A 19,859-nucleotide genomic window follows, 5' to 3' on the forward strand; every position below is an offset into this window, starting at 1 on the left:
CAAGATCCTCTGTCTGACGAATACGGGAATTCGTCCTTAGGAGGCCGCCAGTATCAGCGATCCGCCGCCGGGACCAGCCGCACCAGCTCCATGGTCAAATCGTCCATCTTGCTCGCTTTATGTTTTTGGCTGAGTGTTGATGGCCGATGCACGTCCGTAGAGCGTGACACCCCGCGAAGGTCATTCGCGGCAGGGCCGGAATGCGTAGTCTTCCTTACGTTATGAGCCTCCCGAACCAGCCGGGTGGCTGGCCGCGTCCCGAGAGGTCGAAACCGGAGGTGTGGCCGCCGCGGCGGCGCACGTATACAATGAGCATGCTGCTCTCCTTTGGTTGGGGAAATGGTCGGGTGAGATGGATGAGGCAGTTTTTGCCTGGCGGGACAGTGGACGCTGTCGCCTCTTAATGGCCAGCACATTGCACCGGAAATGATCACCGAAGCGGTCAGCAGGATTGTTTGAGATGGGTCGACCGGACTGCCCGTCACATGGGACCGATTCCAACCGTTGCGCAGTGATCTATTTTTGGTCCTTTACCTGCGTTCGGCGATAGCTCGCAAAGACATCTTCGGCCTCGGGCAGCTTCAAACCCTTGAGATCGATCATGACGCTGAATGAGGCCGTCGGCACGGCGCCTCGATGGAGTTCAAGATAATAGGTCCACCATGCATCGGAATCGGCCGGCCGGTTGAATGTGACAGTGCCGCTGGCGTCGCCATTGGCGATTTTGAGAGCGGATACCGTATTGTGCAGCAGCATCGATAAGATCTGAAGCTCGCAGACCACTTTTTCGAGCGACCATGCAACCATCACTTTCGCCATGTGGAAGTTAATCTTTGAAGCTTGTTTCGTCGCATTCTCCAGCGGCCTTGCCACCTCGAAGAAACTGGCGTCGCGTGAATAACCGACCGTCTGCATGGCCTCGGGCGACGGGGGAACGCCATATGTCTCCTCGATCCCAGCCACGAGCGCGAAGCGGCCATGCGTCGCGCGAAGCCCGTGCTTGATGCTGTTGTACTCCCAACGATGTTCCTCTTCCGCAAAGTCCGACAACATTTCCGCCAGGGCTTGCTCGAATTTGTTCACAGTCGCATCGCCGTCCCGCCAGCCAGCCCGCAGATGGAGGCCCATCAGCAGGTTGGAAAGCGAGAACGGAACGTCGTTGATTCTATTGTAGGCCGGCCGCTCTTCGCTCAGGATCGTCCGGGCCATACATATTGCGTCCTCGGTTCTGCACTTTTGAAAATAGCCGTGAACGGCGTGCGGTGCCTGAATGTAGGCGCCAAGAAGCATGACCAAGGTCTCGATACCGTGATGCCAGAGCATCCGCGCCAAAGACGACACATCCTTGCGCGTCTGGTCCTCATCGTCATCATTGTCGGACTTGGAGCTGCCAGAATCCATTAGCAGGACGGCCGTACGGGAGTAGAAGCTGGAATCGATACTCTCCAGAAAACTCCGATTGTCACGCGTGACATCGTCGCTCCAGACCACGAAAGGGCGCTCGATCACACAAAAAGCGGCGCGTCTTGGCATACAGGTCCCCGAAGCTCAACGGCATTAGACCGACGACGAATCAAGACGCTATCCTAGCAATTTCCCGGTCGTGGTTGGGGCTGCCCCGCGCCTGTGGTAGACCACGCGCCATCTAGAATGTGGACTAGAATGTGGATTATTCGGGTGCTCGTTGCCGTCACGCCGCAATCACTCGTTTGTCAGAGTGAAATTATCGGTTCCGGCACCGCCGCCTGCGGGTCAGGCGATGCGCACGACCGCAACTCCGTCGAGACCCGCCAGTTAGTGGCGAGACAGCGCTAGTGCCCCGCCATCTCTATGATGCAGGTGAGAGCAGTTCGAGGAGCGGCGATTTCGGCTTCCAAATGACTTGCCAGCTTGACGGAGCTTCTCCGGTTGAGCACCAAGATGGATCATGGCCAAGAACTCAAATGCCGCAGCGCCCAAACTCTATCCCGCCATTGCTAGGGCTCTACTCGACTTGTCTCCCACACGGGAGGGCTTTGAAGGCCTTCTAGCTACGCTGATCGAGGCGACGACTGGAGGCCGGCTCGCTTTAATGTCGTCCGGCGATCAAGCTGGGGTGGACGCTGTCGCTCCTACTTCGGGGTTCGCACCGCGTCGGGCAATGCAGGCCAAACGGTATGCCGAAAGCACCAATCTCGATCAGAATCATCTACTCGGCGAGATGGATCGTGCCGGCCAGCGGTTTTTCGGCTTGGACTGTTGGGTACTCGGCTCGACAAAGACAATCCGCGGCAAGGAGCGAGAGGAACTGCAGGTTCACGCTGAGAGCAAGGGCTGTGGACTGGTCATGCTCGACTGGTCTCTGTTCGGCGGACTCCCGCGCCCGATGTCGAGCGGATCATGCACCTTCGCGGATGCCGCGCGAACTGCGGCAGCCTCAGCCGACGCCTCCAGTTCGGCGGCGACCGCGTCCCGGCCTTCGGCCAAGGCACGGGCGAGCACGACCAGCTCGTCGGTCTTTTGCGCCGCGAAGGCGAGCCACGACCTCACATCCGCATCGATTGCCGTCTCCATGTCCAGGTCGATCGGCACATGCAGCATCGAGCAGGACGGGGCGATCTCCACGCGGTCCAGCGGCCAGCCGGCGACGATCGGCTTGATGCAGTCAAGTATGGCAGGCAGGTCTGCGCGCCAGACGTTGCGGCCGTCGATCAGCCCGAGTGAGAGCACAAGTTCCTTCTGCGCGATCCGGCTGACGGTCTCCAACTGCTCTGGAGCGCGCACGAGATCGACGTGCAGTCCCGCCACGGGCAGAGAAATTGCGGTCTCGAGATTGTCTCCCAGCGATCCGAAATAGGTAGCGACCATGATCTTCAACTCGGGTGCTGCTTTCGACAGCCGGCCGTACGCGAATTGGAGCGCATTCCGTTCGTTGGGAGTCAGATCGAGCACGAGCGCCGGCTCGTCGATCTGCACCCAATCGGCTCCCGCGAGCTTCAGCCTCCGCAGGAGCTCCTCGTAGACGGGCAGCAGCCGTGGCAGGAGCGCGATAGGGTTGAAACCTTCCTCAGGTGACTTCGCCAACTTGAGAAAGGTAACCGGTCCAAGCAGGACCGGGCGAGTGTGGATGCCGAGCGCCTTGGCCTCGAGGAAGTGATCGACCGGTTTCGCCGACGAGAGGGCAAAGCTCTGATCGTCCGTGGTTTCCGGCACAATGTAGTGATAGTTGGTGTCGAACCATTTGGTCATTTCCATCGCGGCAAGGCCATGCCCGTTGGCCGCATACTCGTCACCGGCATGTCCACAATCCGCGGCCTGACCTTGGTTGCCGCGCGCCATGGCGAAATAGATATCGGGTGGGACCTCGCCGTCAGTCCAGGCGTATCGCGCCGGCACGGCGCCGACCATGGCGACGGTGTCGAGCACATGGTCATAAAGCGAGAAATCGTTCGACGGGATTTTCGACACGCCGTCATCGTGCTGCTCTCTCCAGCTAGCGGCGCGTAGCGCCTTCGCCGTCGCGAGCAGGTCGGAAGCGGGAGATTTTCCGGACCAGTAGCTTTCAAGCGCGAATTTCAGTTCCCGCCGTCGACCGATACGCGGCACCCCTAGCGTTGCCACAGGAATTTGTTGAGAGACAGTCATGCTATACCCCGATGGTTGGGGCGTGGGGACAAGGAAGGCGCGAGTAGGCGGCACGAAGCCGGGCTAACCGCGACCACCGAGACACCCCGCCCGTGGACGTTGTTCGTCGTGGCAGGTCTCCTGGCTCGCGGGTCAAAGCCTCTGCCCGTCTTCCCGAGGCCGTTCGCCTCAGTGACATCAAATGGACTTGGCTCGCCGCTAACAGTTGCGGGGGCAGCGCCGGCATCGCACCGGCTTCCCTCTTAGCTCCGCTACGGCAGTGCCGCGCGGAGAACCATGACATGCGCACAATCACAGCCGCTTCGGTCATTGTCAATACCATATAACGAGATGTTTATGTCATTATGCGAATAATGCCATTGCGCTGATGGGTCTCTTTCAACCCAAAGTCGCATACGCGGTGGGCAGCCCGAGTTCGGCGACGATCGGCGCGGCGGCTCGCTCCGGCAGGAGATAGCTGTCGAAACGCCGATAGGCGGAAGATCGCTCGACCCAGACATCGCTCGAACGCAGCTTGTTACGCAAGTGAGCCAGTATCGCGATCTCGTCGAGCCCCCCGGCAGGGCCGGGCGGGCTCTATGCCGCCGCGGCTGGCCGCGGCTCTACGGAGCCGGCACGCCGTCTCCGCCCTTGGGGGTGACGACCCCTGCCACACGGCGGCCCCCGGGGGGGCGCGCCCCGCCCTCCCTCCGATGCGCCTTCGCCACGCCGGGCAGGGCCGCGGCCGGCAGCCCGGCCCGCCGCGAACGCGCATCGACCCGGACCCACCCGCTCTCGGCGATGGCCAGGGGTGCTGCCGCACCCTGCTTTTCGAGTCAATACCGGCGACCCTAACGGGCTTTTTGCAGTGCTTCGATGAGCGCTGCCGCTTCCTTGCGATTCTTTTGCGCCCTGTCCGCCGCCAGCGCCCTTTCGGCATCGGTCAGGTCCGCAAGAAAGCGGAAGCCCTCGACCACGCGGGCGATCATGCCGTCGAGGTCGGGCTTTTCGTCCTTGCGCAGAAGGGCCGTCAGGTCGCCGATATCGTAGTCGCCGCTGCCCTTCACGCGCGCGGCGAGAAGGTCGTAGTCAAGGCCCCCGCCGCCGCTGTTCCAGAGCTTGAGCACAGCGAGCGCCCGGATCAGATCGCGGTCGAGCGCGCGGCGCGCGATTTCAGCCAGGTCGTGCAGGTCGCGGATTTTCGAGCGCTGGCTGGCGGCGCGGATTTTCTCGGCGACGGCTTCCTCGAACGCGGTCGACGGAATTGCGGCGGGCTTGAAGGGCAGCAGCCTGAAATAGTCCTGCTCGATCTGCGCCGCCGCCGCGACCGGCATGACAGGCGTCTCGCGCGTGCTGACCTGAAGCTTGATCTTTGTGCCCCGTTCGTTGTCGGCATGAAAGCAGACCGGGTTGGCGGCGCAGCCGTCGTCGGTCAGATACCAGTCCTTGTCCTTGTCGAAGCGAAAGGACAGGCCATGGTAGGGCTGATCCAGCGCCTCCAGCATCAGCATCATCAGGTCGTCGACGGGAATGTCCGTGCGACGCGTGAAATCGAGGTCCGTCGACAAGCGCCCACGCGGACCGAAGACCATCTTGCGCAGCATCGTGCCGCCCTTGAAGGCGACGTGGTCGGTAATGCTCTTGTCAGTGAAAAGCTGGAGCAGGTAGGTCAGGATCACGTCGATCTCGACATTGCCGATGTCGCGGGCGCCGGAGCGCGCGGCGACCTTGCGCAGGTCATTGGCGGACAGCATCAGCTTTCCTCCCGCCTGCGGATGCGCGGCACTTCGGTCAGCAGGTCATCCTTTCGCGCATGGACGAACAGGCCCCAGGCGGCGACATAGCCGATATCGCCGTCGCGCTGTTCGGCCCGGCCGAAATGCGACCGGTAGTTGGCGGTTATCAGCGCCCGCACGACGGCCCTCACCGGATCGGGCAGAGGCCTGCCGACGAGGTCGGACAGGAAGCCCAGCCGCTGGAGGACCGCCTTGGATTTCATGGTCGTCGCCGCGGCCAGCACTTCCTGCGGATCGGTTTCGGCGAGCGCGCTGTGCACGATGCGCGTTAGTTCCGCAGGGCCGCCGGCAAGGTCCGGGCGGTCAAGGCAATCGACGAGCGTCTTGGCCGGCGTGGAAAGGGCGACCGTGCGTCCGTAGATGTTGTAAGGCTCGTACCCGAAGAACTTGCGAACCGTGACCTTCACGAAGCGCACGGCGCTGCCCTCGATGAGTTTTGCCGGGGTCTGGCGCGTGACCGCGACGAACACCGTCATAGGCTTTTGCGTAGTGAAGCCGTGCCAGGAGGCGGCCGACCACCAGCCGATATAGGAGGGTTCGACCGCGGCGGCCGCGAGGGCGAGAACATTATTCTCGCCGAGATTTTCAGGGCCGTGTTCGGGCGGAAGCAGCATGTACTTTCCGCCGACGATGCGCGACAGCCAGCCCTTGCGGACAAGGTTGCGGATGACCTTGCGCGCGGAGGTTTCGGGCACGTTCGGCCCGAGGATATCGAGGATGTCCGCCGTCTGCACCAGCGAGCGGCCCTCCTCGCGGAGAGACAGCACCACCTTGCTCTCGGCCTTTCCCAATGTGCGGAGATTGGTTTCCATGCGATTTTAGCCCTCCTGCGGCTAAAGCTCTATACAGAGTAATCTATCATGGAGCTGCCGGTCAAGATTTTTGATTGGTTTGTATTGGAATCTAGCCCTGCAAAGGCTAAAACCGTATATAGAACAATCACGATCTGCCAAAGCAAAAATGCCAGCGGGTCAAAGGCTTAAGGAGGGAACAGCATGAGCGACGTGGCGAAGATTCTGGGGCTGATCGAAAGCTGCAACGATCCCGAAAGGCTGAGATCGTGGATCAGGAACGCCCGCGAGAAGGGCGAGCGGCGCGTTGCCGACGCGGCCTTCCGCAGGCTGGTCTCGGTGCTGCCGAAAGAGAAGCCAGGGACCGTCGAGCATGATTTCTGGCAGACGATCCATGCATTCGAGCATGTCCTGTCCGAAGAGCGCGGCAAAACAACCCGGCTCGCGCGCACAAGGCAGAAAGTCGCAAGGGTAGGAGAAGTTCAGACCCTTCAAGATTGGGCCATGAGCGCCAAGAGCACAGACGGCCTCACCATGCTGCTGGAGCGAAACATGCCGGAGCTGACCGGCGAGGCCATCGTGCTGCGGCACGCGGACCGGTTTGGGTTGGAGGTCATCGCAGCGGCAAGACGGCGGCTGGAAGTGGCCGGCATCGATGTCGCCGCGCTTCCCGGCGCTGCCGCGGAATGACCGCCCGCAAAAAGGACCGCGGTTTTCGATTGCCGCCCATCGTTGCGGGCGAGTGGCGCGGCGAGATCGTCGGCGCGCCCGGCATCAATTTCGGCCAGGTCGTTCAGCCGGGGCCCGCCAGTCCGTCGAGTTCACTTACATCATTCTCCCCGCCACGCTCATCATGCCGAACGCCGCGTTCATGTGGCCGGGCGTCGTGATGATCATGGCGCCGACCCCCATGAAGACAGAATTTCCTGACGCCGGCGCGCTCTTCCAGGCCGGCAGCATGCCGTCGCTGAGCCTCTCGCTGGAAGTCACCAGGCCGCAGTTTTCCGATATGCTGCCGCATCGAGGCCCGGCGGTTCAAGGATTTTCACTTCACGCTGGAGGAGGAGGTTGCAGGCTCCTGGCCGGTGCGGAGCTGGGGCATGGGAGCTGCCGTCTAGCGCTTGAGCGGGCCTGCATTCATTCCGAAATTGCACTCATAGCAATTCGGCCTGGATGTTGCCGATGTCATCCGTGCCGCCGTGATAGACGGCGATCTTGTGTCCCTTGGTCCAGACTGTTTTGTAGCGGGGATCGGGCCGCAGCGGGATGTCGCTCCACAGTCGGCCGCATCGGGCACAGGCGGGCGAGGCGGCGAGCAGCGCCTTCCATTCCGTCGCCGTGTGCCGTCCGCCGTTGGCGGCTCGCCGGCTGTTGCGCACCTTTCCCCGCGCATTGCGGCAATCCATGCAGCGGTTCCAGCTATTGAACCGGCAGCCGCCGCACTTCGTGCAAGTCCTGGCCTTCAGAAAGTCGCTCAACCTCTCCTCGTCGGTATCGCCCGGTTGAAGGCGCAACTCCGGTCCTGATTTTTAGCACGGAAATTACAGTTTCAACCCGCGACGGTTTTCCAGGTACGTCACCGCTTTGTCCAGAGCGCGCATGATCTGAAGTTGAGGCGCAAGCGGCAACGCCGAGGCGAATGCGGTCCTCTCGGCGACGCCGGGTCGCCGGGCTCAAAGGTGTAAAGTCGGGCCAGGTCGTCACTGTCCGTCGGGAATCTCAGTAGTTGTTCCCGCTCGGCTTGCTTAGCGTGCTTGCGCATTCGCCCATCAGCGCGCTGATGACCATAGCCGGAACCGGAAAGGAGAGGTGGCGCCACAGGTCGGCGGGCTGGGGCTGGGCCGCCAGCGTCTCTAACAACTGCGCGGCGATCGCCTCGTCCTGCTGCGCGAGCAGCTTCACCCTGCGGTTGCTGAAGGCCGGCGTCACGATCGTGCGTAACCGCGGTCATGCTCGCGCCCTCGTGCGAGACCAGCCACCCCGGCGAACCGAGAATCACCGAATCCGGGGTGAATGCCGCACTCTCTAAGCGACGGAAGGGCGGAAGGTGACCGGCAGGCGCTGCGGGCAGCGAATGACGTAAGACGGCATGTAGACGACCTCCTCCGCGGCGATGGCCAGCGCCAGATCCTCCAGCCGCCCGAACAGCGCGGGGAAGGCGTAGCGCAATTCCAGGCGCGCCAGCCCAGCGCCCAGGCAGGAATGCGGCCCCTCGCCGAACGACATGTGCGGGTTGTGCCGCCGGGTGACATCGAACCTGTCGGCGCCGGGACCGAAGGCCTTTTCGTCCCGGTTCGCCGCATGGAACGCCATCAGGACGGCGTCGCCGCGGCGGACCATGCATCCGTCGATCTCCACGTCCTGGGTGGCATAGCGGAACGGCAAATTGGGCACTGAGCTGCCCCAGCGCAGGATCTCCTCGATAGCCTGTGACCACGGAACTTGGCCGCTGCGCACCAGGTGAAGTTGCTCCGGATGCGTCAGCAATGCCAGCACGCCATTGCCAATGACGCCGGCGGTGGTCACGAAGCCTGCAGAGAACACCATGAACAGCATGTCGATGAGCTCGGTGTCCGAAACGAGCTCACCGTTGTCGCGCGCGACGATCAGGGCCGAAGCCAGATCATCGCCGAGCTGGCCCCGCTTCAGCGCGATCAGGCGACGGAAGAACTCCGGGATGCGCTGCCGCGTCTGTCGCACCTCTGCGGCTGTGGCGGAGGTGCTGGCCCGGCTGTAGGTAAGCGCGACGATCTCCTCGCGCTGTTCGTCCGGCAAACCGAACAGTTCGGCGATCAGGTTGGTGGGCAGCGGAACGGCGAACTCGCACATCAGATCGGCACTGCCGCCGCGCTGTGCCATCTCGGCCAGGAGTCGATCGACGCATTGTTCGATCCGTGGCGCCAGCAAGGCGATACGACTGGGCGCGAAGCTCCTGGACAGCAGGCCGCGCAAGCGCTGGTGATCGGCGGCAGACGCCGTGACCATGTTGTCCACTTTGCACATCCCGATCAGCGGATGATCCTCGGGAATCTCGCCGTCCTGCAGCGCCCGCCACTGTCGCCAGTCCCTGTTGAAACGCTGGTCGGAAAGCATCCGCCTGAGCGTCTGATGACGGCCTGCCGCCCAGGTCACCACATCGCCTGGCAGCGACACTCGCGCCATCCCCCCCTGCTGCAGAATCGCAGAAGACAGATTGTCAAGTTGCGTGGGAGCGGCCGACACACCGATCACATCGCAATGATCGTCATCTACGCGCATGCCGACAACTCCCTTAAGAACCAACGCGGGTCCACTTCTCGGCACGGATGATCCGCGCGCGCACTTCGAAAAAGTGCCCTTCAGGGCACTTTTCGACCTTAGAAGCGGTAAGTGACACCTGCGCCTATCAGCCACGGATCGAGCTTGGCTTTCCCGGTCAGCTTTGCGCCGCTCACCGTGACGTCGAAGTCTGGCCTGAGGAACAGCTTCTTCACGTCGAAGTTCACGCCCCAGTGCTGGTCCACCATGTAGTCGAATCCGACCTGCAGCGCGGCGCCGAATGTGTTCTTGACCTTGAGATCATCGGCGCTGCCGGCTTGCTGATGATAGAAGATCGTATAGTTCACGCCGGCGCCGACATAGGGCTTGAAAGCACCGAAATGGGTAATGTGGTACTGCAATGTCAGCGTGGGCGGCAGCAGCCAGACCTTGCCGACCTTGCCCAGCCCGCCGATCGCACCTTGGCCATCGATGTTGGCATAGGTGGTGCCGAGTATGAGTTCGGCGGCGATGTTTTCGTTGAAGAAATACGATATATCGAGTTCCGGCGTCACGGTGTTCGAATACGAAAGACCGGAGCCGGGCACCGCGTTGACGTAGCCCGAATCCTCAGTGATCACCCCCAACGCCCGCAGGCGGATCTGCCAGGGGCATGGTGCTTTCGCAACCGGGGCTCCTGCCTGCGGGACGCTCTCGGCTTGCCCAACATCTGCCGCGCCGGCCTGTCCCGCAACGATGAGGACGACAGCCGCTGTTAGTGCCCGCGCCACGCCAATTCGCGATCTCACCATGCTCTTCTCTCCTTGATGTTCAGAAACGACGCACTTCGCCTTGATTGAATCCTGCTCGCATCAATCGAGTTTGACGGAGCGCTCATGCGGGATAGCCCCCGCATGTGTCGTGCCAAACGAGAAAATCATTGCAAAACAAAGCGATCGCTCTGATAGCGCTGTGTCTCATGTCGGACTTCGTCGAAGATCCGACAATTGAGTGCAGCTGTGGCCGCCGCCGGGTAGCCGAATGCAGTCCCCAGTCGCCTCGGATCTGCGACGGCAACGGGCTGCACGTTTCAAAACTCTCGGAATTTCACACGCGTATCGCAAGATTGGGGACCCTGGACACCCCCAGATCGGCTTGCCCGCGTAGCAGCGGCAGTTGTCTATGGGACGCGGCCATCTGCAAACGCGATGGTATCGTCCGGAATATTATATTGGCGAACTGAATACCACGTCGCGCATACTTGCAGCTGGCGGGGACAAACGCCCATGCGGCCTGTAGAGATATCCTCGGGTGCCTACATGAGCGAAGTACCACACCTTACCTTCGATTCTCGATACGACTGGCGTGAGCACGGGGCCTGCTGGTCGGTACTGAGCGGGCGCGGCGCCTGGTCCTTCGGCTGCGGATAGTCGGCTGAGGCACCTGCCAAAACCTGCTCTCCCTGCCCGAGAGCCGTGTGAGTGGATCAAGCGATCTTGCAAAATAAGGCGTCCCGAGAACGGTCTTCGACTCTTGTCATGAAAGCCGGTGCACGCGCCACTCATCAATGGGAAATGCGGCAACAGTGAAGTATGTGTTCGTCATTAAATGCGAGCACCAAAACTATGGGCCGAGCGGTTTCGCATAAATGTGCAATATGTTCAATTTGTGCAAGTAAAATAGCAAATTAGTTGCATAAAAGCAACGTCTCAACTATATATAGCTGCAAGATGCACTTTGAACTTGTACAAAGTGACATCGCCCGTACCGTCACGATGCGACAGATGCCCTGCGATGTGCATCTGTTTCGATCATGGGGGCAAGGAAGGTCGTCCATCGATGTTCTCCCCCTTTTTGTTGAGAGGGACAGTTGAAGCCGCGAGACGGTTGCCAGGCCGCGAGCATGTGAAAACGCAACACATCGCCGTCCTCCAAGCTTCATGTCTTCAACGCTCTTTCAGCGGGTTGCTGAGGGAATGCTATAAGGAAAGCCAGACATGTCCGGGCCGACTGATCTTGCGGATGAAAAGCGCCAGAGCGAGCTTTCAAGCTTTGTCATGAGGGAGGTGCAACGCATTCTTGCCCAATGCGATGAGGTGAGGCAGGGCGACAGGGCCGCTGTTGCGCCTTCGGGGTCTGCTTCCGACGATCTGACTGCAGTGGCCGCTGAATTGCTTGGCAGGCTCGAGGCTGAAGCAGCGCGACGGCTTAACGCTCAGGCGTGCGAGATCGCTTCCCGGCCGCGGCCAGCCGATCATCCGCTCGGGCATCCGGTACTGAAAGATTATCCGAGAGAAGGCGCGCGGATTGCTGAGTGGGCCGGTCCAGTTGCGGGCTCGACGCATCTCGAGAGACGTTTTGGAATACCGCGGTCAACGCTGCATTGGTGGCAGCGACATAATGATGTGATTGCCTTTCGGAGAGGCTCCCGCAAGCATGTATTTCCTCTGGCTCAGTTCATCGACGGCAGGCCTATGCCCGGAATCCGGCAGGTCCTTTCCTCGATCTCCGATCCCAGATTGGCTTGGCTGTGGCTGATAAGCCCCTCGCCTCTTCTCAAGGGCCGCCTTCCTGTCGAATTGCTCAGAGAAGGCACGAACACAGAAGTTGTTGCATCTGCCGCCCGGGCTATTTCTCTGATTGAATCTGTCTGACGATTGGCCAAGCGTCGGCTGTTGTTTGCGCACATTCGTACGCAAATGGCCAATGTATCAATTGTGCGGTTTGTACAAATGTATAGTTGTTCAATTTGTGCAAGTAATACCGGTAGATTTAGTGATAAAAATGCAACGGATACTTCTGCACGTAGCTGACAAACGGAATTTTACCTTGCACTATTCCGTCCCGTGAATAGCGTCCGAGGCGGGAAGGATGCATCGTGATGCGCATCTTTTTCGATCGTGGGGACAGGGAGCGGTTCGTCTATCGACGTCCTCGCCCTTGCAAATCATTCAAGGAGATCAAGTATGAACATCAAGAGCCTTCTTCTCGGCTCAGCTGCGGCCCTGATCGCAGGTTCGGGCGCCCGCGCCGCCGACGCGGTGACGGTCGCCGAGCCGGAACCGGCTGAATACGTCAAGATCTGCGACGTCTACGGCTCGGGCTACTTCTACATCCCCGGGACCGAAACCTGCCTGCGCATCGGCGGCTACGTCCGCTATAATATCGGCGTCGGCGATGCAGGTACGTTCGATGGGGTCGAAAACGTTCCGGACCAGCAGGGCGACGGCACCAACGATACCTATGCCAAGTATGCCCGTTTCACGCTCAGGACCTGGACCGGCCAGGAAACGGAACTGGGCACGTTGAAGACCTTCACCGAGACACGCATCACCTGGGGCAATAACAGCGGCGACTATTCCGACCAGACTCCGCCCAATGGCAGATGGATCAATCGCGACAGAGGCGTCACCCTCAATTTCGCCTGGATTCAGCTCGGTGGTCTGCGCGTCGGCAGGGATGACTCGGCCTTCGATTCGTTCATTGGCTACGCCGGCAACGTTCTCCAGGATACGCTGGTTCCCTACGGCGGTTTCGACACCAATGTCGTGCAGTACTACTTCGACGCCGGCAACGGCTTCTCGGCCGTGGCTTCGTTGGAAACCGGCTCAGAGGACGGGTCCGGGGATACCTCGATCGACAGCTACGTGCCGAACGTCGTCGGCGGCGTGAAGTGGACGCAAGGCTGGGGCGCCATCAGCGGCGTCGCTGCTTACGACAGCAACTACGAGGAATGGGCCGGCAAGGTTCGCTTGGACTTGACCCCGATCGAGAACCTGGCGCTGTTCGTCATGGTCGGCTACGGCTCGGAAAACGAAGACTTCAACGCTGGCCGCAATTTCTTCAAGGAGTGGGGCGGCAACTGGGCGGTCTGGGGTGGTGGCACCTACACAATCAACGAGAAGACCAGGTTCAATGCTCAGGCTTCGTATGACGAAGAAAAGAACCTCGGCCTCGCGGCGAATATTCAATACGACCTCGTACCCGGCCTCACGGTCACGGCCGAAGTCGACTACCTCAACGTCGGTTCGGATGATCGTTTCAACTGGACCGGTGCTTCCAAGGATAGCAACATCGGCGGTATCCTCCGCTTCCAACGCTCGTTCTGAGGATAAAGGGGCTCGTTTTCTCCGCGTTCGGAAGGGGGATGCGAGCACTCGACCTTAGCCGAACCGTTGTCGGTGCGGCATTGACACGGTTATCGGCGGATTGCTTGGTGGGGCTGACCTCCGACCTGAGCATTTCGTCGATGAGAAGGGCGCCCTGTTCCCGGGCGCCCTTTTTCAAGCGTATTGCCACCAGACTCGTGCAGGCGAGGGATCGCGGAAAAAGTGAGGCGGACCGCTCTTTTCATGCCGGAACGGCATGATCCGCAAACCGCGCTGGCGGCAGTTCAGGTTGAAAAGCAAAGGCGCCGACCAGACTCCCGGCCGCCCGATGCCTCGCCAGCAAGAGGTCCGTGGCGGGGCCAGCGCTTGCGGATGTCATCCAGAATCGCCTGAGTTCCAGCCCCGTCAAATGCAGGCGGGGTGATGTTGACCATCAACAACCGTCCATCAGAATCGATGGCGATGTGGCGCTACCGCTCTTCTTGACGCGTCGTACCCTCTTGTTTCCGCTCGCGGAGCCTTGACCGACTGGCTCTCGATTCGCCCGCCGTGCGAACCGGCCTCGCGCCCGCTCGGTCGCGGTCCAGCGTCAGGTGGAGCAGAATACGCCGCGCCAACTCGCGGCCCAGCAGTAGACCATCTGCCAGCGCCGAAATGCATCGGCAGCATCCGCCAGCCGCAACCCGAGCGCACAAGGTAGCGCAACCTGTTGATCACTTGATGAAAATCAGCCTCGCGCGGACGGCCCAACGCCCCAGGCTTCGGCATTACCGGCGCGATCTGTTCCTACTCCTCGTTCGTCAGATCGGACGGGCAGCGCCTGGCTTCTTGGCGATCTGGCCACCGGCCAGGCATGAGCGTTAATGCGTGCAAGCTCGTAAAACCGCCGTGCAAGGGCGGGCATTCGCGATCAGCCTCGGCAGGACATCTAGCCGGCTCATGGGGGCGCCCGCGCGCCTTCTGGCGCGGGCCGGGTGCTCGTGAACCGAGCCCGCTCTTCTTCGACTTGCTCAGGCAGTCTCGGCCATTCGGCTTCGCCCCCTGGCGCGGGGCAGCCTTTCGGCTGTTGACGGGCGCCGGCCTGCCGGCCGGCGTCGTTTTTTGTGGTGGCCTTCCCCCGAGGCGCGCGGTGGGCGGCACTCCCTTCTACGCCCGCCGCGGCGTCCCGCAACCCTTCGCCTGGCGTTTCGGGCCCTTCTCTCCGTTCCGGTCCTTCGGATGCGCCCCGTCTTCGACGTCGGGCCTTTCCGGTCGCTTTCGCCGCCCACCCCGCTTCCGGGAAGGCGCGGGATTGAAGAGCGGAGGACCAAACCATGCGTGCAAAACACAAGCGTTCCGGCAGCGGAGAGGCTGGCGCAAGCAGGAGCGGCGCACGGGCGCCAGCCTTTATCAGGAAATCACACCGAACTCGAGCGCGGCACCGTGCCATGGGTCAAGCCATGGGACAGCGCAAAAGCCGGCCTGGGCCTGCCCAGCTACGCGGCCACCGGGCGCGCCTATTCCGGCGTCAATGTCCTGATCCTTTGGGGGGCGGTTATCGAGCGCGCTTACCCCAGCCAGAACTGGCTCACCTTCCGCAGGCGCTTTCCCTTGCCGGCAATGTCAGGAAGGGCAAACACGGCACCACCATCGTGCATGCCGATCGCTTTGTTCCCAAAGACGAGAAGGAACGCGTCAAAACTGATGGCGGCGAGCCGCAGGCGGTGCCTTATCTGAAGCGCTTCACCATCTTCAATGTCGCGCAGTCCGACAACCTGCCCGAACATCTCTATGCCGCCGCCGAGCCGCCGCCCGCGCGCCAGATCGTCCCACAGGCCGAGGCGCTGATTCACGGCTGCGGCGCTGATTTTCGCACACGCGGCGATCGCGCTTTCTACATGCCGAGCGGCGACTACATCCAAGTGCCGCCGCAACCGGCGTTCTTTCAGCAGATCGACTAGTACCGCACCTGCTTTCATGAACTTGGCCACTGGACCGACCACTCGACGCGGCTTGCGCGCGACCTCTCCGGCTCGTTCGGTTCCAAGGCCTATGCGCGCGAGGAATGTCGCCGAAATCGCCGCCGCCTTCGTCTGCAGCAGTCTCGGTATCGAGCCCATCGTGCGCCATGCCGATTACATGGGCTCATGGCTGAAGTAATGGCGAGCTGGCCAGTATGCGAGTAACCACCAGCAGCCGATCATGTGAAGGAGTGCACATCGTCAATGGTGTGAGCCCCTGCTTCACAGCTAATGCGCTTGCTGGGCGACCATTGACGGGATCACTTGAGCTTGACCCTCGGGCGACTGAAGAATATATCCCGTTCCATGATCAACACCGCGCTCATCGCTGCCGGCTATTATGCGACGTTCCGATAGGAGCGGCGCGGTTAGATCATTGACCGGAACAAGCCGCCGTCCAGGCGGCTTTCGTTTTTCCGCGATCCTCCTGGCGGATTCACCTCAGGAGACTCAAAGATGGCCACAGCTTCGGAACTTTCCGCCGACCAGATCGAGTCGCGCTCAGCGATACTGAAAACGCTAATTGAGCGCGGCTATGTCAATCAGGCGACGAATCTCGCCGGGCTTGACGATGCCTTTGCGACAGGCATGGTGCCCGCCTATGTGGGGTTCGATGCCACTGCCGACAGCCTCCATGTCGGCCATCTCCTGCCGATCATGACGCTGAGGCGCTTACAGCAGGCTGGCCACAAGCCCATCGTGCTGATTGGCGGCGGCACCACTCGCATTGGGGATCCAAGCTTCCGATCCGAAGCGCGCCCCATGCTGACCAAAGAGCAGATTGCCGCCAATATTGTTGGCATCCGCACGGTCTTCAACCGCTTTCTCAGCTTCGGAGAAGGGTTAACGGACGCAGTTTTGGTCAACAACGCCGATTGGCTGGATGATCTACGTTGGATCGACATGCTGCGCGATATCGGTCGCCATTTCTCAGTAAACCGAATGCTCTCCTTCGACAGCGTGAAGTCGCGGCTGGACAGGCAGGAAAACCTGAGCTTCCTCGAGTTCAACTACATGATTTTGCAGGCCTATGACTTTCTGGAACTGTCGCGGCGGGTCGGATGCCGGTTGCAGATGGGCGGCGCCGACCAATGGGGTAACATTATCAACGGCATCGATTTGGTGCGCCGGATTGAGGGCAACGAAGTATTCGGCTTGACCTCGCCACTGCTCACCACCGCATCGGGTGGTAAGATGGGTAAGACCGCGGCGGGCGCAGTGTGGCTCAATGCCGACCGGCTCTCACCCTATGATTACTGGCAGTTCTGGCGCAACAGCGAGGACGCGGATGTCGGCCGTTTCCTGCGGCTCTTCACCGATTTGCCGCTCGATGGGATCACAGCTCTGGAGCGGCTGAGGGGCGCGGAGTTGAACGCGGCCAAGGAGCGGCTCGCCAACGAGGCCACCGCGCTCGCTCATGGAGAAAAAGCTGCAAGGCAGGCAGCGGAGACGGCGAGGCAGGCGTTTGGACAAGGAACTGCCGCCGAGGGATTGCACATGGTCATGCTGACATCGGCCGAGATCGCTGAGGGCGTAATCTTGGCCGATCTTCTCGTCCGCACGGGGTTGGCGGGATCAAAGAGCGAGGCCCGTCGTGCGATCGCTGGCCGTGGTATCCGACTTGACGGCGAGATCGTCGAGGATGCTGAGCGCCGCATCGACATGATTTGCGTTCCTTCGCGGCTATCGCTGGGGCGTAAGCGCCACGCTGTGATCCGCGTCGCGGACTAATCCGACGAATGGTTCTCGCTGATGTGTTGCCGGTGCCGTGAAAATATCGGCACAGCCTGTCCGCCGGCTATCGCTTCTGCCCGCTCGGCCTGAACGTGGCAGCGGTTTGCTGCGCATTATTCTCGGCATGAGATTCTCGGCTGTCGTTCAAACTTAGTCGAGGAAATTGCCATGTCACATAGATACCGCGCATTGGGGGACGGAAGGAACAGGCCTCCCGCGCTTGTACCCTGGCCTTGGTGCTGCATCCATCCGCTGCCCTGAGATCCCCCTCGCATTAGAAGGCTCCTAATTTTGAAGATACTGGCCAATCAGATGTAAATCGAACTAAACACTTCGGGGAACGCCTCTTGTCAGACCACTCCATCGCAAACAGTTTTTGAACGCCTTCCTGCATTGCCGCGCCATGACGGACATCTCGGCGCAGGAGCAACTGATGGCCCGTTCGCTGGCGCGTCGCGTCGTCGAGGCGCTGATCTTGGGGACGCAGGCGGTGCCATCCCGTCGCGCGAGGAGGATGGCCTGCTCGATGCGGGGGCTCCGCTGCTCTAGCCGGGCGGCAGCCAAACCCGTAGTAAAGTGTCAGAAAATCACAGTATTTCTGACAGGAGATTGGCATGCAACGGTTGAGCGAACAGATTTTGGCGCATGCGGAAGGGTTGCCCGAGGGTACGCCCGTGTCCGCGAAGAGCTTGCTCCACCTCGGCAATCGGGCTGCGGTGGATCAGGCCTTGTCGCGCCTGGCGGAGCGTGGTCAGCTGACCCGCGCTGGCCGCGGCGTCTATCTGCGTCCCGTGACGAGCCGGTTTGGCACGCGGTCGCCTTCGGTGGAGCAGGCGATCAAGGCGCTCGCCAGCCAGCGCGGCGAAGTCATCGTCTCCAGCGGTGCGGCGGCCGCCAATACCCTTGGCCTTACGACACAGGCTCCGGTCCGCTCGGTATTTGACCTCGGGCCGCAGCCGGAAAATGAATCTTGGCAAGCAGGTGGTCGAACTGCGACACGCACCGCGCTGGCAGCTTGCCTTGGCCAATCGGCCGGCCGGTGAGGCAGTCCGGGCGCTGGCTTGGCTTGGTCCCGAAAAGGCCGAGGCCGCGCTGTTGGCTTTGAAGCGCAAACTTCCGCAGACCATCTTCAACGAGCTGGTGGCGGCGGCGCCGCAGCTTCCGACCTGGCTCGCCCGCAGCGTGGGAAAGGCGGCGCATGGCTGACGCATTCCTCAGCCTTCCGGCCGCGGATCGCCGCTGTCTTGGGCGTCGCGGCGGACCGGTCCGGTCGCCCGGCGCACCTACTCGAAAAGGATGCCTGGGTGGTCTGGGCGCTTGCCGCCCTCTATGGCTCGTACCTGGGCGAACACCTGATCTTCAAGGGCGGCACATCGCTATCGAAAGCCTACGGTCATCCGTCGATTTTCCGAGGACGTCGACCTCACCTATGAGATTCGCGCGCTTGCCCCTGACCTGGTGAGCGACAATGGCGAGGCCTTGCCGAAGACCCGGAGCGAGGAAAAGCGCTGGTCAAGCGACGTGTGCAAGCGACTACCCGAGTGGGTTGGCGGAAACGGCGCAGCCGACCATCGCGAATGCGCTGGCTAGCGAGGGATTGGCGGCGGCGATCCGCGTCGAAGACGACAAGCTGTTCATCGATTACGAGGCGACGGCGACCGGTTCGCGATATGTCGCGCCAAGCGTGATGCTCGAGTTTGGGGCGCGTTCAACCGGTGAGCCGCGAGTCCGCGCAATGTCGTCTGCGACGCGGCGGGCTTGGTGGAAGCGGTGGAATTTCCCACCGCGCGGCCGCGCGTTATGCACGGACGTTCTGGGAAAAGGCGACGGCGATCCATGTCTTCTGCCTGCAGGCACGACTGCGTGGCGACAGGTTCGCGCGGCATTGGCATGACCTCGCCAGGCTGGATGAGGCCGGCCTGGCGACCACCGCGTTTGCAGATAGAGAACTCGCCCAGGCGGTCGCGCGCCACAAAAGCATGTTTTTCGCCGAAAAGGCGGCCGGCCGTGAACCGATCGATTACGTGGTCGCGGTCAACGGCGGCCTGCGTCTTGCGCCCGACGGCGACGCGCTGAAGGCGCTGGAGGACGACTATTTTCGGATGGTCGAGGACGGTCTGCTGCTGGAGGGGGCCGAGCCCTTCGAGGCGCTTATGGCGCGATGCGCCGACGTAGCCGCGCGGGCCAATCGCGTGGGCGCATAGGAGGGAAGATGCTGACTCGAGGATTGGCATGGCGACGGTGTGAGCCGCATATTCGCGCACGGGGCACATCCTGATCAACCGCTCTCCACACTTTACCCGGTGCACGCCTTCGATCGCCGTCTCGAATTCCTGGCCGATGAGCATGCGCAAGCAAAGGCCCACTTCGTCCGCCCCTTGCTCAGCGGCCATTATTCGAACCCAGCCTTAACTGCCAGCCAGCGCTCGCCGGACAGCGACCCGCTGCTGCTCGACATCGCCCAGCATTATCTTGGGGGCGCAGGCGAAACTGATCACCACACGCGTCCGGTTGCGCGGCGACAATCAAGGTGAGATTCGCATTGCCTCGTCGAAAATGTTCCTGAATGTTCAACCGTTGCCTCACATA

The 19,859-nt window shown here is 61.5% G+C and carries 12 protein-coding genes, 7 pseudogenes and 1 riboswitch; of the genes and pseudogenes, 8 read left to right on the plus strand and 11 right to left on the minus strand.

The features are described from left to right. Positions 1 to 516 precede the first annotated feature (516 nt). The 5 genes and pseudogenes from AC0L2X_RS29510 to AC0L2X_RS29530 form a co-directional block, all read right to left on the minus strand. Positions 517 to 1,533 carry a hypothetical protein gene (locus AC0L2X_RS29510; RefSeq protein WP_473600887.1) on the minus strand — a complete coding sequence of 339 codons (1,017 nt, stop codon included), beginning with the start codon at positions 1,531 to 1,533 and terminating at the stop codon, positions 517 to 519. Positions 1,534 to 2,358: 825 nt separating this feature from the next. Then, positions 2,359 to 3,600, minus strand: a pseudogene (locus AC0L2X_RS29515) (5-methyltetrahydropteroyltriglutamate--homocysteine S-methyltransferase); the annotation flags it as partial. Between the two features lie 117 nt (positions 3,601 to 3,717). Continuing rightward, a riboswitch (cobalamin riboswitch) is annotated at positions 3,718 to 3,918 on the minus strand. An 87-nt stretch (positions 3,919 to 4,005) separates the two neighbouring features. Beyond that, a pseudogene (locus AC0L2X_RS29520) lies at positions 4,006 to 4,188 on the minus strand (hypothetical protein); the annotation flags it as partial. 266 nt (positions 4,189 to 4,454) lie between these two features. Then, the gene (locus tag AC0L2X_RS29525) at positions 4,455 to 5,357 is read right to left on the minus strand and encodes a nucleotidyl transferase AbiEii/AbiGii toxin family protein (protein WP_473600888.1); all 903 of its coding nucleotides are present in this window, start codon (positions 5,355 to 5,357) and stop codon (positions 4,455 to 4,457) included. Further along, positions 5,357 to 6,211, minus strand: coding sequence for a type IV toxin-antitoxin system AbiEi family antitoxin domain-containing protein (locus tag AC0L2X_RS29530; RefSeq protein ID WP_473600889.1), 855 nt, complete (start codon positions 6,209 to 6,211; stop codon positions 5,357 to 5,359). Before AC0L2X_RS29530 ends, AC0L2X_RS29525 begins: the two co-directional genes overlap by 1 nt. A 183-nt stretch (positions 6,212 to 6,394) precedes the next feature. Between AC0L2X_RS29530 and AC0L2X_RS29535 the strand changes: the two genes are divergently transcribed. Then, positions 6,395 to 6,880, plus strand: a complete 486-nt coding sequence (locus tag AC0L2X_RS29535; protein WP_473600890.1) for a hypothetical protein — start codon at positions 6,395 to 6,397, stop codon at positions 6,878 to 6,880. A 135-nt stretch (positions 6,881 to 7,015) separates the two neighbouring features. Here the strand turns inward: AC0L2X_RS29535 and AC0L2X_RS29540 are convergent, their stop codons facing one another. From AC0L2X_RS29540 to AC0L2X_RS29560, 5 genes and pseudogenes are all read right to left on the minus strand, one after another. Then, positions 7,016 to 7,180 carry a hypothetical protein gene (locus tag AC0L2X_RS29540; protein WP_473600891.1) on the minus strand — a complete coding sequence of 55 codons (165 nt, stop codon included), beginning with the start codon at positions 7,178 to 7,180 and terminating at the stop codon, positions 7,016 to 7,018. 164 nt (positions 7,181 to 7,344) lie between these two features. After that, positions 7,345 to 7,596, minus strand: a complete 252-nt coding sequence (locus tag AC0L2X_RS29545) for a hypothetical protein (protein ID WP_473600892.1) — start codon at positions 7,594 to 7,596, stop codon at positions 7,345 to 7,347. Between the two features lie 358 nt (positions 7,597 to 7,954). Next, positions 7,955 to 8,249: pseudogene (locus AC0L2X_RS29550) on the minus strand (cytochrome P450); the annotation flags it as partial. Beyond that, a complete protein-coding gene (locus AC0L2X_RS29555; protein ID WP_473600893.1) occupies positions 8,216 to 9,448 on the minus strand; it encodes a cytochrome P450 family protein in 1,233 nt (410 codons plus the stop codon). The pseudogene AC0L2X_RS29550 and the gene AC0L2X_RS29555, both read right to left, overlap by 34 nt. A 98-nt stretch (positions 9,449 to 9,546) precedes the next feature. Next, entirely contained in the window at positions 9,547 to 10,239 is a 693-nt protein-coding gene (locus tag AC0L2X_RS29560) for an OmpW/AlkL family protein (RefSeq protein ID WP_473600894.1), read from the minus strand. A gap of 1,185 nt (positions 10,240 to 11,424) precedes the next feature. On the opposite strand from AC0L2X_RS29560, the gene AC0L2X_RS29565 reads away from it, so the two are divergent. Together AC0L2X_RS29565 and AC0L2X_RS29570 are read left to right on the plus strand one after the other, a co-directional pair. Beyond that, positions 11,425 to 12,081: an antitoxin Xre/MbcA/ParS-like domain-containing protein gene (locus AC0L2X_RS29565; RefSeq protein WP_473600895.1), complete on the plus strand. Its 657-nt coding sequence runs from the start codon at positions 11,425 to 11,427 to the stop codon at positions 12,079 to 12,081. A gap of 312 nt (positions 12,082 to 12,393) precedes the next feature. Continuing rightward, entirely contained in the window at positions 12,394 to 13,536 is a 1,143-nt protein-coding gene (locus tag AC0L2X_RS29570; RefSeq protein ID WP_473600896.1) for a porin, read from the plus strand. Positions 13,537 to 13,892: 356 nt separating this feature from the next. Here the strand turns inward: AC0L2X_RS29570 and AC0L2X_RS29575 are convergent. Continuing rightward, positions 13,893 to 14,391: pseudogene (locus tag AC0L2X_RS29575) on the minus strand (transposase); the annotation flags it as partial. A 458-nt stretch (positions 14,392 to 14,849) separates the two neighbouring features. On the opposite strand from AC0L2X_RS29575, the pseudogene AC0L2X_RS29580 reads away from it, so the two are divergent. From AC0L2X_RS29580 to AC0L2X_RS29600, 5 genes and pseudogenes are all read left to right on the plus strand, one after another. Continuing rightward, positions 14,850 to 15,672, plus strand: a pseudogene (locus AC0L2X_RS29580) (ArdC family protein); the annotation flags it as partial. A gap of 320 nt (positions 15,673 to 15,992) precedes the next feature. Next, positions 15,993 to 17,267, plus strand: a complete 1,275-nt coding sequence (gene tyrS / locus AC0L2X_RS29585) for a tyrosine--tRNA ligase (protein ID WP_473600897.1) — start codon at positions 15,993 to 15,995, stop codon at positions 17,265 to 17,267. 617 nt (positions 17,268 to 17,884) lie between these two features. Next, positions 17,885 to 18,476 (plus strand): annotated as a pseudogene (locus AC0L2X_RS29590) (DUF6088 family protein). Beyond that, positions 18,469 to 19,474: pseudogene (locus tag AC0L2X_RS29595) on the plus strand (nucleotidyl transferase AbiEii/AbiGii toxin family protein). Before AC0L2X_RS29590 ends, AC0L2X_RS29595 begins: the two co-directional pseudogenes overlap by 8 nt. Before the next feature lie 39 nt (positions 19,475 to 19,513). After that, a complete protein-coding gene (locus AC0L2X_RS29600) occupies positions 19,514 to 19,804 on the plus strand; it encodes a hypothetical protein (protein WP_473600898.1) in 291 nt (96 codons plus the stop codon). Positions 19,805 to 19,859 lie beyond the last annotated feature (55 nt).

This window comes from Mesorhizobium sp. WSM4828 (assembly GCF_055811175.1).

Excerpts from the sequence above, each read along its gene's own strand:
- AC0L2X_RS29510 (WP_473600887.1), bottom strand. The coding sequence starts at position 1,533 with ATGCCAAGACGCGCCGCTTTTTGTGTGATCGAGCGCCCTTTCGTGGTC.
- AC0L2X_RS29525 (WP_473600888.1), bottom strand. The coding sequence starts at position 5,357 with ATGCTGTCCGCCAATGACCTGCGCAAGGTCGCCGCGCGCTCCGGCGCC.
- AC0L2X_RS29530 (WP_473600889.1), bottom strand. The coding sequence starts at position 6,211 with ATGGAAACCAATCTCCGCACATTGGGAAAGGCCGAGAGCAAGGTGGTG.
- AC0L2X_RS29535 (WP_473600890.1), top strand. The coding sequence starts at position 6,395 with ATGAGCGACGTGGCGAAGATTCTGGGGCTGATCGAAAGCTGCAACGAT.
- AC0L2X_RS29545 (WP_473600892.1), bottom strand. The coding sequence starts at position 7,596 with ATGGATTGCCGCAATGCGCGGGGAAAGGTGCGCAACAGCCGGCGAGCC.
- AC0L2X_RS29555 (WP_473600893.1), bottom strand. The coding sequence starts at position 9,448 with ATGCGCGTAGATGACGATCATTGCGATGTGATCGGTGTGTCGGCCGCT.
- AC0L2X_RS29560 (WP_473600894.1), bottom strand. The coding sequence starts at position 10,239 with ATGGTGAGATCGCGAATTGGCGTGGCGCGGGCACTAACAGCGGCTGTC.
- AC0L2X_RS29565 (WP_473600895.1), top strand. The coding sequence starts at position 11,425 with ATGTCCGGGCCGACTGATCTTGCGGATGAAAAGCGCCAGAGCGAGCTT.
- AC0L2X_RS29570 (WP_473600896.1), top strand. The coding sequence starts at position 12,394 with ATGAACATCAAGAGCCTTCTTCTCGGCTCAGCTGCGGCCCTGATCGCA.
- tyrS (WP_473600897.1), top strand. The coding sequence starts at position 15,993 with ATGGCCACAGCTTCGGAACTTTCCGCCGACCAGATCGAGTCGCGCTCA.